General features: G+C 72.5%; 18 protein-coding genes. 7 read left to right on the top strand and 11 right to left on the bottom strand.

The genetic code is table 11. The features are described 5' to 3' along the window. From ACIRF8_RS08370 to ACIRF8_RS08355, 4 genes are read right to left on the bottom strand one after another with little or no spacing between them, the layout of a single operon-like run. Window positions 1-1236: an amidohydrolase family protein gene (locus ACIRF8_RS08370; RefSeq protein ID WP_404212099.1), complete on the bottom strand. Its 1236-nt coding sequence runs from the start codon at window positions 1234-1236 to the stop codon at window positions 1-3. Next, window positions 1233-2525: an amidohydrolase family protein gene (locus tag ACIRF8_RS08365; RefSeq protein ID WP_404212097.1), complete on the bottom strand. Its 1293-nt coding sequence runs from the start codon at window positions 2523-2525 to the stop codon at window positions 1233-1235. Before ACIRF8_RS08365 ends, ACIRF8_RS08370 begins: the two co-directional genes overlap by 4 nt. Before the next feature lie 23 nt (window positions 2526-2548). Then, on the bottom strand, window positions 2549-3433 hold the full coding sequence (locus tag ACIRF8_RS08360) for an SDR family NAD(P)-dependent oxidoreductase (protein ID WP_404212095.1): 885 nt from the start codon (window positions 3431-3433) through the stop codon (window positions 2549-2551). Beyond that, the gene (locus tag ACIRF8_RS08355) at window positions 3433-4230 is read right to left on the bottom strand and encodes an acetoacetate decarboxylase family protein (RefSeq protein WP_404212093.1); all 798 of its coding nucleotides are present in this window, start codon (window positions 4228-4230) and stop codon (window positions 3433-3435) included. The genes ACIRF8_RS08360 and ACIRF8_RS08355 overlap by 1 nt, the downstream gene beginning before the upstream one ends. A 134-nt stretch (window positions 4231-4364) precedes the next feature. On the opposite strand from ACIRF8_RS08355, the gene ACIRF8_RS08350 reads away from it, so the two are divergent. The 6 genes from ACIRF8_RS08350 (at window position 4365) to ACIRF8_RS08325 (ending at window position 9837) form a co-directional block, all read left to right on the top strand. After that, window positions 4365-4997: a TetR/AcrR family transcriptional regulator gene (locus ACIRF8_RS08350; protein ID WP_404212091.1), complete on the top strand. Its 633-nt coding sequence runs from the start codon at window positions 4365-4367 to the stop codon at window positions 4995-4997. A gap of 73 nt (window positions 4998-5070) precedes the next feature. Then, on the top strand, window positions 5071-6060 hold the full coding sequence (locus ACIRF8_RS08345) for a DEDDh family exonuclease (protein WP_404212089.1): 990 nt from the start codon (window positions 5071-5073) through the stop codon (window positions 6058-6060). A gap of 63 nt (window positions 6061-6123) precedes the next feature. Beyond that, window positions 6124-6357: a hypothetical protein gene (locus ACIRF8_RS08340; protein ID WP_404212087.1), complete on the top strand. Its 234-nt coding sequence runs from the start codon at window positions 6124-6126 to the stop codon at window positions 6355-6357. Window positions 6358-6431: 74 nt separating this feature from the next. Continuing rightward, on the top strand, window positions 6432-7226 hold the full coding sequence (locus ACIRF8_RS08335; RefSeq protein ID WP_404212363.1) for an SURF1 family protein: 795 nt from the start codon (window positions 6432-6434) through the stop codon (window positions 7224-7226). Window positions 7227-7283: 57 nt separating this feature from the next. Further along, the gene (locus ACIRF8_RS08330) at window positions 7284-9077 is read left to right on the top strand and encodes a glycoside hydrolase family 15 protein (protein ID WP_404212085.1); all 1794 of its coding nucleotides are present in this window, start codon (window positions 7284-7286) and stop codon (window positions 9075-9077) included. A 4-nt stretch (window positions 9078-9081) separates the two neighbouring features. After that, on the top strand, window positions 9082-9837 hold the full coding sequence (locus ACIRF8_RS08325; RefSeq protein WP_404212083.1) for an SDR family oxidoreductase: 756 nt from the start codon (window positions 9082-9084) through the stop codon (window positions 9835-9837). 61 nt (window positions 9838-9898) lie between these two features. On the opposite strand, the gene amaP is transcribed toward ACIRF8_RS08325, so the two are convergent. Genes amaP through ACIRF8_RS08300 form a run of 5 tightly spaced genes read right to left on the bottom strand, consistent with a single transcriptional unit; the run spans window position 9899 to window position 12191 of the window. Further along, window positions 9899-10486 carry an alkaline shock response membrane anchor protein AmaP gene (gene amaP / locus ACIRF8_RS08320; protein WP_404212082.1) on the bottom strand — a complete coding sequence of 196 codons (588 nt, stop codon included), beginning with the start codon at window positions 10484-10486 and terminating at the stop codon, window positions 9899-9901. Then, complete coding sequence (locus tag ACIRF8_RS08315) at window positions 10483-11139, bottom strand: DUF6286 domain-containing protein (RefSeq protein ID WP_404212080.1); 657 nt, start codon at window positions 11137-11139, stop codon at window positions 10483-10485. Before ACIRF8_RS08315 ends, amaP begins: the two co-directional genes overlap by 4 nt. Continuing rightward, a complete protein-coding gene (locus ACIRF8_RS08310) occupies window positions 11136-11480 on the bottom strand; it encodes a hypothetical protein (protein WP_404212078.1) in 345 nt (114 codons plus the stop codon). Before ACIRF8_RS08310 ends, ACIRF8_RS08315 begins: the two co-directional genes overlap by 4 nt. A 3-nt stretch (window positions 11481-11483) precedes the next feature. Further along, a complete protein-coding gene (locus ACIRF8_RS08305) occupies window positions 11484-11669 on the bottom strand; it encodes a hypothetical protein (protein WP_404212076.1) in 186 nt (61 codons plus the stop codon). Between the two features lie 51 nt (window positions 11670-11720). After that, window positions 11721-12191: an Asp23/Gls24 family envelope stress response protein gene (locus tag ACIRF8_RS08300; RefSeq protein ID WP_404212074.1), complete on the bottom strand. Its 471-nt coding sequence runs from the start codon at window positions 12189-12191 to the stop codon at window positions 11721-11723. Between the two features lie 106 nt (window positions 12192-12297). Between ACIRF8_RS08300 and ACIRF8_RS08295 the strand changes: the two genes are divergently transcribed. Continuing rightward, the gene (locus tag ACIRF8_RS08295) at window positions 12298-13056 is read left to right on the top strand and encodes a nucleopolyhedrovirus P10 family protein (protein WP_404212072.1); all 759 of its coding nucleotides are present in this window, start codon (window positions 12298-12300) and stop codon (window positions 13054-13056) included. Between the two features lie 20 nt (window positions 13057-13076). Here ACIRF8_RS08295 and ACIRF8_RS08290 read toward each other — a convergent pair whose 3' ends face one another. After that, a complete protein-coding gene (locus ACIRF8_RS08290; RefSeq protein WP_404212070.1) occupies window positions 13077-13868 on the bottom strand; it encodes an enoyl-CoA hydratase/isomerase family protein in 792 nt (263 codons plus the stop codon). 134 nt (window positions 13869-14002) lie between these two features. After that, window positions 14003-14224 carry a helix-turn-helix domain-containing protein gene (locus ACIRF8_RS08285; RefSeq protein WP_324772334.1) on the bottom strand — a complete coding sequence of 74 codons (222 nt, stop codon included), beginning with the start codon at window positions 14222-14224 and terminating at the stop codon, window positions 14003-14005. Window positions 14225-14541 lie beyond the last annotated feature (317 nt).

Genomic DNA, 14541 nt, shown 5'->3' with positions numbered 1-14541 from the left:
TCACCAGACCCGGACCGATCCTCCCTTCGCGAAGACCGGGCTCGTCGCGTCGGCCGGCGGCTCCTTGAGGGGTTCGTCGATCTCGGCGACCGTCGGGCCCACGCGGGCCGCGATCGGGGCGAGGAGGCCGAGGTCGAAGCCGTAGACGCGGGCGGCGTTGCCGCCGACCATCGCGGCGATCTCCTCGCGCGGCAGGCCCGCGTAGGCGATGCGCAGGCCTTCGCGGGTGTAGGGGTGGGTGCCCTCGTCGTGCGGGTAGTCGCTGCCCCACATGATCTTGTCGAGGCCGATGCGGTCCCGCAGCGGCACTTCGTGGGGGCGCATGAAACTCGCGCCCACATAGCAGTTCTCCCGCCACACGGCGGAGGGCCCCTCGCCCATCGAATCGGCCAGCCCGGCGCCGAACTTGGACTCCGCCGTGTCCGCCTTCGAGGCCGCCGCGACGAGCCGCCCGTGGTAGTAGTCCAGCATGTCGAGGACGCCGGGTATCCACCCGGAGCCCTGCTCGGTCAGGACGAGCCTCAGGCCGGGGTGCTTGCGGAACGCGCCGCCGAAGACCAGGTGCCACAGGGCGCGGTGCGAGAACCAGGTCGTCTCCACCATGAAGACGGCGCGGGCCGCGGGCTCCTCGCCGAGCGGTGGGGACGCCGAGCCCGCGTGGTGGTTGACCGGGACGCCGAGTTCGGCGCAGACCCGCCAGATCGGGTCGTACGTCGCCGAGTACAGCTCGGGCAGGCCCGAGCCCGGGGGTGTACCGGGCAGCAACAGGCCGCCGCGCAGCCCTGCCTCCGCCGCCCAGCGGATCTCCTTCACCGCCTCGTCCACCTCGTTGAGGAGGATCTGGAAGACGCCCGCCCTGCGGCCCGGAGCGGCGGCGCAGAAGTCCGCGAGCCACCGGTTGTGGGCGCGCAGGCCCGCCCAGCGCTGTTCGAACTCCGCGCGCGTGGGCGCCGGTGCCATGAGGGACGCCGAGGGGAAGAACGGCGGAACGGTGTTGGGGAAGACGACCTCGGCGACGATGCCGTCGCGCTCCAGTTCCTCGACGCGCCGCTCGGAGTTCCAGTTGCGGTCGGCGGTGTCGGCGAGCAGGTCCGCGTAGGGGTTCACGTAGGTGGCGGCCCAGGCGTCGAAGTCGTCGTGGTGCGCGCGTTCCAGGTACGGCTTGTAGTCGAGGAGGTCGGCGCCCGCGTGGCAGTCCGCCGAGATGACCGTGTACCTGTCCGGGGAGGCGTTCACGGGGTCGCTCCCAGGGTCGGGAAGTCGTGGTCGGTCAGCCAGTGCCTGCCCACGTCGCGCGAGCGCGCCCAGGACGCCTCTACGGCTCCCTGGTCGGTGTCCTGGCCGAGTTCGGCCGGGGTCGGGCCGATGCGGGCGGCGAGCGGGGCCAGCGCGGCGGTGTCGAAGCCGAACACCTCGGCCGCGGCGAGGCCCAGCATCCGGCGGGTCTCGGCGACCGGGATGTCGTGGAAGGTTTTTCGCAGCCACGCGCGCGTGTCGGGCCAGGTTCCCTCGGGATGCGGGAAGTCGCTGCCCCACAGGATGTTGTCGACGCCGATCTCGTAGCGCTGCGCCAGTTCACGGCGCTTGGTGTTGGTGGCGCAGACGAAGATCTGCCGGTCCAGGTACTCGTGCGGCGGGCGCTTCAGTTCGGCGAAGGGGGAGAGTTTCTTGCCGCCGTGGGCGCCCAGGTAGAGGCGGTCCATGAACCACAGCAGGTTGGGCAGCCACCAGCAGCCCGACTCGGCGACGCCGAACCTCAGCCCGGGGTGCCGCTCGAAGACGCCCGACCACAGCAGGAACCAGAGCGGTCGCGCCGGCCACCAGGTCACTTCGCTCACGTAGATGCCGAGGTGGTCGCCGTACTCGTGGCGCGGTGCCGCCCCCGAGTGCGTGACGACGGGCATCGCGCACTCGGCCGCCGCCGCCCACACGGGGTCGTAACGGCGCGCGTGGTAGGGGTCCTTGTCGACCCACATGGCGGGGATCATCAGCGCGCCGAGACCCGACTCCTTGGCCCGGTGCACCTCGGCGACGACCTTGTCCGGGTCCGCCGTGATGGGCAGCAGGGCGACGCCGCAGTGCCGATCGGGATGCCGGGAGACGAAGTCGGCGAGCCAGCGGTTGTGCGCCCGGGCACCGGCCATGCCGAGTTCGGGGTCCTGGTCGCCGGAGAGGCCGAGCCCGACGCCGAAGGGGGCCGCCGTCCGGCTGTCGACGGCGTCCGCGTCGGGGAAGACCACCTCGGCGGCCACCCCGTCGCCGTCGAGCTCCTTGAGGCGCTGTGCCGCGTCCCAGCCGCCGCGCAGGCCCTCCTCGTTGTCGGTGAACCACTTCTCGGCGAAGGCGTCGTTGCGGATGCCGAGCCGGGTGGCCTCCTCGCGGCGGGCGTCGCGCTCGCCGAGGAAGTCGTCGAAGGCGCGGTGGAAGCGGCTGTCGAGATAGGGCCGGTACTCCTCGGTGGGCAGTCCGGCATGGCAGTCGGAGGAGATGATCAGGTACGGGTCGTCGTCGCCTTGAGCCGTCATCGTGCGTCCCTCCTCGAAGGGAGTCAGTCGAGAATGAAGCTCTCCAGGTACGCCGGGTTCGCCCGGTCCAGCATCGACCGCGACCTGGCCCGGATCTGCCGGTCGCTGTGCTCGCTCGGCGGAAGCAGCCAGAAGCGGTCCGCCGCGATGCCCTCGGCGACCAGGTCCGCCACCTCCTCCACGGGGGTGAAGGCGACCTCGTGCCCGGCCTCCTTCATGGCGGCCTCCCACTGGTCGAGGCTGCGGTAGGGCGTCCTGCGGGGCCGCTCCTTGGCGTACCTGCCGGGCCGGTTGCGGTGCGATTCCCACAGGCCCGTACGGAGCATGTGGGGGCCGGGGAACAGTACGGACGCGCCCACGCGCGCGTGCTCGGCCCTCAGGTGCGCGTACAGCGACTCGGTCATCGTGACGACGGCCGCCTTCGTGACGGCGTACACGGACGCGGTCGGCAGCGGTGCGATGCCGCCGTCGCCGGAGGACGTGTTGACCACGTGTCCGGGCTCGCCGCTCGCGATCATGCGGGGCACGAAGGCCTGGATGCCGTGGAAGACCCCCCACACGTTGACGGCGAACGCCCATCTCCAGTCGTTGGGTTCGTGGGTCCACATCGGGCCCTCGGCGCCCGAGCCGACGCCCGCGTTGTTGCACAGCACGTGGCAGCCGCCGAACGTCGTGTACACCTCCTCGGCCAGCGCCAGCACCTGCGCGCGCTCGCCGACGTCGACCACGCGCGCGTGCACCGTCGCCCCGTCCGCCCGCAGCCCCTCGGCCGCGCTCTCCAGGGCGCCCTGCTCCACGTCGGCGAGGACGACCTTCAGACCGTCCGCCGCGAACCGCCGCGCCATGGCGAGCCCGATGCCGCTCGCCGCGCCCGTGACGACGGCGACCTGACCCGCCGCCAGGCGCATCAGACGCTCCCCTCGGGCGGGCCGTCGAGGATCTGCCGCGGGTCGTCGTAGCGCTGGTGGATGTAGGGCAGCAGGGCCTGCGCGCTGACGCGTTCGACGACGGTGCCCTTCTGGTCGGTGGTCTTCTCGCCGAGGGTGATGTCGACCAGGGTGCGGACGGGCAGGTCGGCGACCGGGTCGTACATGGACTCCCGGAGCACCACGTCCCCGGTGATCCGTTCCAGCTTCCTGACCTTCTCGTCGCGTACGCAGTGCACGAGGACCGGGTCGGCGTCGAACCCCGAACCGTCCACCGCCGGAAGGAACTTGAAGTAGAAGTCGGTCTTCCGCGTCGGCTCCGGCAGCGGCAGGCTCCCGCTGACGGCGCCCCGCACCTCCACGAACTCGATGCCGTGCCGGGCCAGCGCCGCCCGCACCACGAGCCCGTCTCGCTCCACCGTGACGTCACCGAGCTTCTTCGGCTCGCCGAACACCTCACGGCCGCCGATCAGGGCCCGCTCGTGCGTCATCGGCATGACGAGCGGATACCAGCCCGTCACCCCGCCGTGCTCGGCGGCGACCGCGACCGAACCCGCGCCCAGCGGGTAGCCCGGCAGGTCGACCCGGCTGATGTTCACCCGCACCAGGGGGCGCCCGGTGGGCTTGAGCGGCGGCGGCAGCACCGCCGCGACCGCGTCCGGGTCGGACTCCCACACGGCGACCACGCCGGTGGACCAGATGTCGGGGAGCTTGCTGCTCGCGGTGCGCGCGGCGGCGATCTCCGCCTCGGTGCGCGCTCCGTACCGTACGCGTGCCATGTCGTACCGCCCTTCGTCCGTGACGTGTCGGGGGTCGTTCGCGTGGCGCCTGTAACACAGTTACACCGGCGGCGATGAAGGGTAAAGACACGTGCACCGGCCGGCGCGGACGAGCCGGCGGGAAGGGGTGATCCATGGTGCGCGCACCGCTCACCCGCGACGAGGTGCTCACCGTCGCCGCCGCCCTGGTCAAGCAGCACGGCCCGCAGGCGCTGACCATGCGGGGGCTCGCGGCCGAACTGGGCACGGCCGTCACGTCGATCTACTGGCACGTCGGCAACCGGGAGTCGCTGCTCGACGCGCTCGTGGAGCGCACGGTCGCCGACCTCGGCGCGATCCGGCCGCGCGGCGCCACCCCGCAGGAGCGGGTCGTCTCCGTGGCGCGGTCGCTGCGCCGTCGGCTTCGCGCCCATCCGCATCTGGTCGCGATGGTCCACGAGCGCGGTCTGACCGAGCGTATGTTCCTGCCCGCGCAACGGGCCCTGGTGCACGAGGTGCACGCGGCGGGGCTGCGCGGGGCCCGCGCCGCCGAGGCCGTGCGCGCGGTGCAGTTCCAGGTCGTCGGGCATGTCCTGGTCGAGCGGAACCGGGAGCGGGCCCCCGCGCAGTGTCCCGGCGAGGAGGAGCTGTGGGGTTCTCAGGACCCGGTCGACGAGGCCGCCGAGGACGACCGGGCCCTCGCCCGGGCGCTCGCCTCACCGGTCGACACGGAGCGGCTTTTCACCGCTTCTGTCCGCGCGCTGGTGAACTCCCTGCTGACGCCGTGAACTTGACCCGGGCTCGCCCGGACGGGGCGGGCGGCGACCGGAGTGTCAGTGTCGGCCCGTATCCTCAGGGACCATGCTCGAAGACCGTCCGACCGTTGCGTCCGCAGCCCCCTGGCCGACCGCGTACCCGAAGGGGTACGCGGTCGTCGACGTGGAGACCACCGGTCTCTCCAGGGACGACCGGATAATCTCGGCCGCCGTCTACCGGCTCGACGCGCAGGGCGCGGTCGAGGATCACTGGTACACGCTGGTCAACCCGGAGCGCGATCCGGGTCCGGTGTGGATCCATGGCCTGACGACCGATGTGCTGAGGGCCGCGCCGCTCTTCCCCGACATCGCGGAGGAGTTCGCGGCGCGGCTCGACGGCCGCGTCCTGGTCGCGCACAACGCGGTCTTCGACTGGTCGATGATCGCCCGTGAGTACGCGCGCGCCCGGCTCACCGTCCCGGTCCGCCAGCGCCTGTGCACCATCGCGCTCTCCAAGGAGCTGGGGCTGCCGCTGCCCAACCACAAGCTGGAGTCGCTGGCCGCGCACTTCGGGGTCGTCCAGGAGCGCGCGCACCACGCGCTCGACGACGCGCGCGTGCTCGCGGAGGCGTTCCTGCCGAGCCTGCGCGCCGCCGCCGCGGGCAACGTGCGGCTGCCGCTCCTTGAGTGCCGCCCGCTCACGGAGTGGTCGGAACCGGCGGTGCCGCGGCAGCCGGAGAGCTCCTACCGGGGTGGCGGCGCGGCCGGTTGGCGCCCCTCCCGGAAGCGTCCGGCGTGCCCGTACCCCAACCCCGGCCGCTACGAACCGGGCAAACCACTCAAGCAGGGCATGCGGGTCGCGTTCTCCGGAGACACCTCGGTCGACCGGGAGCTCCTGGAGGACCGGGCGGTCGAGGCGGGGCTGCATGTGGCGACGAGTCTGTCGCGGCTGACCAGCCTGCTGGTGACCAATGACCCGGACTCGTACACGTCGAAGGTCGTGAAGGCGAAGCAGTTCGGGACGCCGGTCATGGACGAGGCGGCGTTCGGCCAGCTCCTCCAGAGTGTGCAGGCGGCCGACGCGACAGACGGGTGATTACGGGGCGACTCGCCCCGCGCCCGCTCGCCCGGGGCCGCCCCGGCGCCCACCCTGTGGCGCATGGCACGTTGTGAAGTCTGCGGGAACGACTACGGCATGACCTTCGAGGTCCACGCGCAGGGGGCGGTCCACGTCTTCGACTGCTTCTCCTGCGCCATCCACCGCATGGCGCCGATCTGCGAGCACTGCCGGTGCCGCATCATCGGGCAGGGCGTCGAGGTCGAGGGCCACTGGTTCTGCGGGGCGCACTGCTCCCGCGCGGAGGGGAAGGTGGGCATCGTCGACAGCGTCTGACCGTCCCGGGCCGTCCGCACCAACCGGGCGCACCCCCCTGAAATCACCCCATGCCCGCGCTGTACGGTCATGGGGTGTACCGCTTCCTGTTGACCCGGCAGTGGGTGATCCTCACCCTGGTCGCCCTCGTCCTCATCCCCACGATGATCCGGCTGGGCATCTGGCAGATGCACCGCTACGAGGAGCGCGCCGCCCGTAACCAACTGGTCACGGACGCGCTGTCCGCCGATCCCGTGCCGGTGGAGAAGCTGACGTCGCCGGGGCACACCGTCACCAGCGGCGAGCGGTACCACGCCGTGACGGCGAAGGGCCGCTTCGACACCGACCGCGAGGTCGTCGTGCGCCGCCGCACCAACTCCGACGACGAGGTCGGCTACCACGTCCTGACCCCCTTCGTCCTCGCGGACGGCAAGGTGCTGCTGGTCAACCGCGGCTGGATCCCGGCGAACGGGCCGAGCCAGACCGCCTTCCCCACCATCCCCGCCCCGCCCCGCGGCGAGACCACCGTCACCGGGCGCCTGATGCCCGACGAGACGACCGAGGCGAGCGGCATCAAGAACCTCAAGGGCCTGCCCGACCGGCAGGTCATGCTGGTCAACAGCGCGCAGCAGGCAGAGCGCCTCGACGCCCAGGTGCTCGGCGGCTACATCGCGCAGACCGCCCCCGAACCGAAGGGCGACGTCCCCGAGCTGATCGGCAGACCCGGCAAGGAGGACTCCGCCCTGAACTACGCGTACGCGATCCAGTGGTGGCTGTTCGCCGCGGCCGTGCCCGTCGGCTGGCTGGTCCTTGTCCGGCGCGAGCTGCGCGACCGTCGTGCGGGCACCTCCGGGCGGTCGGCCGAGGACACCACACCCGCCGCCGTGTAGCCCACAGGCCGGGACCTGGCTGGATTGCCGGGGCGCGGCGCCGGGAACTCGCTCCGCGTGCACCCACAAATCGAGGACTACGCCCTCATCGGCGACGAACAGACCGCGGCCCTGGTCGGCCGGGACGGCTCCGTCGACTGGCTCTGCCTGCCCCGCTTCGACTCCCCCGCCTGCTTCGCGGCGCTGCTCGGCGACGAGGAGAACGGCCACTGGCGCCTGGCCCCCAAGGGCGCCGGCGCCTGCACGCGCCGCGCCTACCGGCCCGGCTCCCTGGTCCTCGACACGGAGTGGGAGACCGACGAGGGACATGTACGGATCACCGACTTCATGCCGCAACGCGACGAGGCACCCGATCTGGTGCGGATCGTCGAGGGCGTCAGCGGACGCGTCACCGTACGCGGCACCCTGCGCCTGCGCTTCGACTACGGCAACGTCGTGCCGTGGGTGCGGCGCAGCGACGGACACCGGGTCGCCGTCGCGGGCCCGGACGCGGCCTGGCTGCGCAGCGTGCCCGAGGTGCACACGTGGGGCGAGTCCTTCGGCACGCACTCCGAGTTCACCGTCGAGGCGGGCGAGACGGTCGCCTTCGTCCTCACCTGGCACCCCTCGCACCACCCGCGCCCCGAACTCATCGACCCGCACGAGGCGCTGCGCCACAGCCTCGCCGACTGGCAGGCCTGGGCCGACCGGTGCCGCTACGACGGCCCGCACCGGGACGCCGTGCAGCGCTCCCTGCTGACGCTGAAGGCACTCACGTTCGCGCCGACCGGCGGCATGGTCGCGGCCCCCACCACCTCGCTGCCGGAGGAGATCGGCGGCGTACGGAACTGGGACTACCGCTACTGCTGGCTGCGCGACTCCACCCTGACCCTGAACGCGCTGGTCTCGGCCGGCTATCTGGACGAGGCCGAGGCCTGGCGCGACTGGCTGGTGCGCGCCGCCGCTGGTGACCCGGCGAAGCTCCAGATCATGTACGGCCTCGCGGGCGAGCGCAGGCTGCCCGAGCAGGAGCTGGTCTGGCTCGACGGCTTCCGCGACTCGCGCCCCGTGCGCAGCGGGAACGACGCCGTGCACCAGTTGCAGCTCGATGTGTACGGGGAGGTCGTCGACTCGCTCGCGCTGGCCCGCGCCGCCGGGCTGCACGACAAACCGCACGTGTGGCAGTTGCAGTTGGCGCTCCTGGACTTCCTGTGCGAAGCATGGCGCGAACCCGACGAGGGTCTGTGGGAGGTGCGCGGCCCGCGCCGTCACTTCGTGCACTCGAAGGTCATGGCCTGGGTCGCCGCCGACCGCACCGTGCGCGCCCTGGAGGAGGACCCGTCCCTGCCCGGCGACCTCGACCGGCTGCGCAAGCTGCGCGACACCATCCACCAGGACGTGTGCGAGCGCGGCTACGACCCGCGACGCAACACCTTCACCCAGGCCTACGGCTCCCGGGAACTCGACGCGGCGACGCTGCTCATCCCGCGCGTGGGGTTTTTGCCCCCGGACGACCCGCGGGTGATCGGCACGGTCGACGCGGTGCGGGAGGAGTTGGCCCGGGACGGTTTCGTCCGCCGCTACAGCGCGGACGACGTCACCGTCGACGGCCTGCCGGGCGAGGAGGGCGCCTTCCTCGTCTGCTCGTTCTGGCTGGCGGACGCCCTGCACATGACGGGCCGTACGAAGGAGGCGCGCGAGCTGTTCGAACGGCTGGTGTCGCTCCGCAACGACGTGGGGCTGCTCGCCGAGGAGTACGACCCCGTCGCGGGCCACCAGCTCGGCAACTTCCCGCAGGCGTTCAGCCACATCGGCCTGGTGACCACGGCCCTGACCCTGTTCGGCACCTGCGACGCGGGGGAGGCAGGATAGGACCATGGATCTTGGACTGAAGGACCGTGTCTACGTCGTCACCGGCGCCACCCGCGGCCTCGGCAACGCCGCCGCCCGCGAGCTGGTCGCCGACGGCGCGAAAGTCGTCATCACCGGGCGCGACGAGCAGAAGGCCGAGGACGCCGCCGCCGAACTCGGCCCGAACGCCGTGGGGATCGGCGTCGACAACGCCGACCCGCGGGTCGCGGAGCGGGTGATCGCCGTCGCCCGTGAGCGGTTCGGCGGCTTCGACGGGATTCTCGTCAGTGTCGGCGGGCCCACGCCCGGCTTCGTCGCGGACAACACGGACGAGCAGTGGCAGTCCGCGTTCGAGTCGGTGTTCCTCGGCGCGGTGCGGCTCGCACGGGCCGCCGCGGCCGAGCTCGGCGAGGGCGGCGTCATCGCCTTCGTGCTCTCCGGCTCCGTGCACGAGCCGATCCCCGGGCTGACCATCTCCAACGGGCTGCGGCCGGGCCTCGCCGGGTTCGCCAAGTCCCTCGCCGACGAGCTGGGCCCGCGCGGGATCCGCGTCCTCGGGCTGCTGCCCGCCCGCATCGACACGGACCGCGTCCGCGAGCTGGACGCGATGTCGGCCGACCCGCAGGCCACCCGGGTGGCCAACGAGTCGAAGATCCCGCTGCGGCGCTACGGGACCCCGGCCGAGTTCGGCCGGACCGCCGCGTTCTTCCTGTCGCCCGCCGCGTCCTATCTGACCGGCGTCATGCTGCCCGTCGACGGCGGGTACCGGCACGGGTTCTGATCACCCCGCAACGCCCTGCCGGCCCGTGCGGCGCCTACCGCACCGGCCGGCAGGGCGTCGCTCAACTCACGCGCTCCGCACGGTGTTTGACCGCCCGCAGCCGGACCTCCGCCGGCAGCGACGCCAGGCCCGCGGACTCCTTCGCCCTGGCCAGCGCGTCCTCGCCGAGCCGGTACAGCGCCTCGCCGGGTGCGGCGTGCGGCGCGAGGGCGAGCTTGGCGCGGGCCCTGGGCGCCGAGCGGCGGCCGGTCAGGACGACACCGGCGTGCTCCACACCGTCCACGTTCTCGGCGCCGCTCACCAGCACGCTCTCCAGCGCCCGGCCGCGCAGCCGCGCGCCCTCGCCGTCCCCGGTGTCGACGAGCACCTCGGCGAGCCGGCGGCGCCGGAACTGGGCCACCAGCCACCACAGCGCCAGCAGCACGAGCACGCCGAGCACGGCGATGACCGTCGGCCACCACCAGCCCTCGTCCCGCCAGCGCTGCCGGTCGGCGACGCCGAGCAGGACGTCCTTGCGGCTGTCGTAGACCCACCAGGACGGCGGCTTCGCGCCGAGGCCCACGGCGAGCACGGACCCGCCGACGAGCAGCAGGACCAGGCCGAGCAGTCCGAGCACGATCCGGTTGACGGTTCTCAGCACGCCGCTCATCCCTTCTTGCCCGGCCGGGCCACCCGCACCGAGAGCCTGGGGTCCTTGCTGAGCCCGAGCCCCTTGATGCCGTCGCCCAGCGCGGAGTTCAACTCGGCCCGTACGTCGTCCAGTTCACGGAAGTGCGAGACCGCCCGCACCTTGGCCTTGGAGCGCTTCACCCGGACGCGCGCGGACTGCACGCCCGCCACCTCCATGGCCCGGTCGCGCAGCACCATCGCCGCGGCGTCCCGGTGCAGACCGGCCCGCACCTCGGGGTGGGCGCGGCGCATCGGCAGGACCCGGCGCAGCCCGGGGGTCAGGGCGAGCAGGAGCAGCCACAGGCCGAGTGCGGCGGCGACGCCCGCGCCGATCAGGACGGCGGTGTCGTCCAGCGGACGCCGGGCGAGCTCCTCGGCGAGGGTGCGCCGCCACTGCATGGCCGGGCGTCCACTGCGGACCGACGCGATGTCGTAGAGCAGGATGCCCAGAGCGCCGAGGAGCACCAGTGCGGACAGCGCGGCCGGGATACGGCGGGCCGACCAGAAGCGGCCGGACTTCCTTCCGCCCGCCGGGGTGGCGTGCGACGCGTCGGGGACCGTGGTCGCCGCCCGGCCGCCGGGGTCCTCCTCGGCCCGCTCGACGACGGGCAGCCGCTGGGTGGGTTCGCTCACCGGATCCTCCCCCGGTCGGTTCGGTGCGCACGGTCCGGGTGCAGCCGCTCGACCTCGACGGCCACCTCCGGCACCTCCATGCCCACCAACGTCCTTACCCGTTCGGCCACTTGACGCCGTACGGCACCGCACCTGGCGCCGATGTCCGTGGGGTAGTCCAGCTCCATGCTGATCCGGACCCGGGCCGTGTCGTGGTGCACGGCGACGGTGGCGTGCGGTGGCGCGCCGTCGTCCGGAACCCCGTCCAGCGCCTCACGTGCCGCGTACGCGGCGATCTTCGCGACGACCCGGTCGGCGATCCGGGTCGCGCCGCGTTCGGCAGGCGCGACCTGTGTCGCCACAGGTCACCCCCTCCGGTCGCCGCGCGAGCGGAAGAACTCGCCGGGCTGGAGGTCCCCTTCGAGGAACCGGCCGGCGACGAAACCGATGGCGCCGAGCGCCGCCACCAGCAGGAAGGCCCCGAAGCCGCCGAAGTATCCGGCGAATGCGAGGGCCATGCCGGCGATCATGCCGACCACGGCCAGATTCATCGTGCGCTCCTCTTGCGTACGCTGCGGGCGGGTACTGGTCTCATCGGGGTCTCACTGGAGCTTCGTCTCCGGCTCGTCGTCCTCCTCGTCCGGCAGCTTCACGTCGCTGACGGCGATGTTCACCTCGACGACCTCGAGCCCGGTCATCCGCTCGACGGCCACGACGACGTTCTCCCGGACGGCGCGCGCGGTGTCCGCGATCGAGACGCCGTACTCGACGACGATCTCCAGGTCGAGGGCCGTCTGTACCTCGCCGACCTCGGCCTTCACGCCGCGCGTCACGGACTTGCCGCCGCCGGGCACCCGGTCGCGCACGGCGCCGAACGTCCGGGAGATGCCGCTGCCCATGGCGTGGACGCCGTCCACGTCGCGCGCCGCGAGACCGGCGATCTTCTCGACGACGCCGTCGGCGATGGTGGTCCGCCCCCGGCTCGCGGGGTCGCCTCCGCCCCGCTTCGTCACATTGGCCTTTGCGGTGGAGGATGTCTGCGTCTCGCCCAACTGCTGCGCGGTGTCGCTCATCGGACCGTCCCCTCTGTGAGGTGTGATCTCGGTGGGGTGTGCTTTCTTTCGCCCACATTAAGTGCGGTTACCCGGCACCGCGCCCGGGATGGGGCAGCCTGGGGCAATGACCGTAGATCGATGGGCACAGGCAGTACGGCAGCAGCTCGGCATCGGCAGGTTGCTGCCGTTGGGCGGGCCGGGTGACGGAGCGTGGATCACGGAGGCCGCGGCGCGGGACGTGCTGCGCCGGGCGGTGGCCGAGGTGCGGGGGGTGCGCCTCGGCTCCGTACGGCTGTCGCAGGCCGATCCCGACGGGACGTACGAGGCCGCGGTGCCGGCCCCGCCGAGTGCCTTGCCGCCGGGACCGCTGCGGATCGAGGCGGAGTGCGCGGCCACGGCCGACGAGCCGCTGCCCCGGTCCACGGAGCGGCTGCGCGCGGCCCTCGCGGAGGCGGCCGCGCAGGCGCTGGGCCTGGTGGTGACGGAGGTGGATCTCCAGGTCACGGGGCTGTTGGAGGCCGAGGCGGAGAGGACGGAGCAGGAGCCGGAAGCGGCCACGGAGGAACCGGCGAAGCCGACCTCCCTCTCCGGTGACGAGGCGCGCGCGGCGCAGGCGGTTCTGGCCGTGCCGGGTGTGGCCCGGCTGACGGGCACCCTGGGCGGTCTCGGCCGCGCGATCCATGTCGAGGAGCGGACGGGCGCGGCGGCGCTGCCGCGGCGTCATGTGCGGGTGGAGCTGGTGGTGTCGGCCGGGTCCCGTGCCCTGGACGTGGCGCGAGCCGTCCGGCAGGCCGTGACGGCGGCGCTGCCGGACGGCCCGACCGTCGCGGTGCTGGTCACGGAGGTCGCGCCGCGAACGGTGCGGGATCCGGCGCGGGCGTAGGGGCTGTTCGGGTGGTGGGGTCAGTCGCCGAGGCCGGCCAGGTCCCGCAGGCGGCGGCCCTGCGCGGCGCGCTCGGCGGTGCGCTGCTCGTCGAGTGTGCGGCGGGCGGCGCCCTGCAACAGGGTCTTGGTCTCGATCACGGCGTCCCGGGGGGCGGCCAGCAGTGCGGCGATGAGGTCCTGGGTCGCGCCGGTCAGCTCGTCGGCGGGTACGGCGACGTTGGCCAGGCCGCTGGCGACGGCCTCTTCGGCGTGCACGTAGCGCCCGGTGACGCAGATCTCCAGCGCCCGGGCGTAGCCGACGAGCGAGACGAGCGGGTGCGTACCGGTGAGGTCGGGTACGAGGCCGAGGCTGGTCTCGCGCATGGAGAACTGCACGTCGTCGGCGACGACGCGCAGGTCACAGGCGAGGGCGAGCTGGAACCCGGCCCCGATCGCGTGCCCCTGGACCGCGGCGACGGAGAGCAGGTCGCCGCGCCGCAGCCAGGTGAACGCCTCCTGGTACTCGGCGATCGTGGAGTCGAGAACCTCCTCGCCGCCGCGTGCCAGGTCGATGAAGGACGGCTCGCCGTCGAATCCCTCGGGCGTGAACGCCTGGCGGTCCAGGCCCGCGGAGAAGGACTTGCCCTCGCCGCGCACCACGACGACCCGCACGGAGCCCGGCAGCGAGCTCCCGGCTTCGGCCAACGCCCGCCACAGAGCAGGACTTTGGGCGTTGCGCTTGTCCGGGTTGCTCAGGGTCACCGTGGCGATCGCGTCGTCGACGGTGAGCCGGACTCCGTCCTTGTCGAGGAGCGGTGCGGGCAGGGTCATCTGGACCTCCGAGTCTGCGCGGTCATAAGTGACTGCACAGTAACCACCCGGCCGATCAGCCGATCGACCGGGTGGTCACCGAAGGAACCAGTGAGCCAGACGAGCCGTGCGACCTGCGGAGCAGGCCGTCCGCGTCAGTTCGCCGCGGCCTTCTTGCCTCGTGTGGCCCCGCCGCGACCTCGCAGCGTGACTCCGGACTCGCTGAGCATCCGGTGCACGAAGCCATACGAGCGGCCGGTCTCCTCGGCCAGCGCCCGGATGCTCGCACCGGAGTCGTACTTCTTCTTCAGGTCTGCCGCGAGCTTGTCGCGCGCGGCGCCGGTCACCCGGCTGCCCTTCTTCAGAGTCTCGGCCACCCGTGCCTCCTCATGGGAAGTGCGCTCTGGAATTCCCATGATCACCCCTCGTGGCGTTAATGGCCAGCCATTCGGCAAGGTCCGTGAGCGCACAATTGCGGATGTCGAAGCGATCAACACGAGTGGAACAAGAAATTCCGGACGCCTTTCCCGGCGTCCGGAACCACTCGTACCGGTAAACCGGCAGGTCAGCGCCGGGCGGGCGGCGCAAGGCCCGGAGAGACCCGGCGACGACGAAATCCGTGTATGACACACCTCGGTACGAGGCGATCTCACTCAGATGAAGGATCACGGATCGGCCGAATGATCCATACCCA

The organism is Streptomyces sp. NPDC102406 (genome assembly GCF_044765725.1).
Taxonomy (GTDB): domain Bacteria; phylum Actinomycetota; class Actinomycetes; order Streptomycetales; family Streptomycetaceae; genus Streptomyces.
Note: the sequence above shows the minus strand (reverse complement) of the source record. Positions and strands in the feature narration are given on the sequence as shown.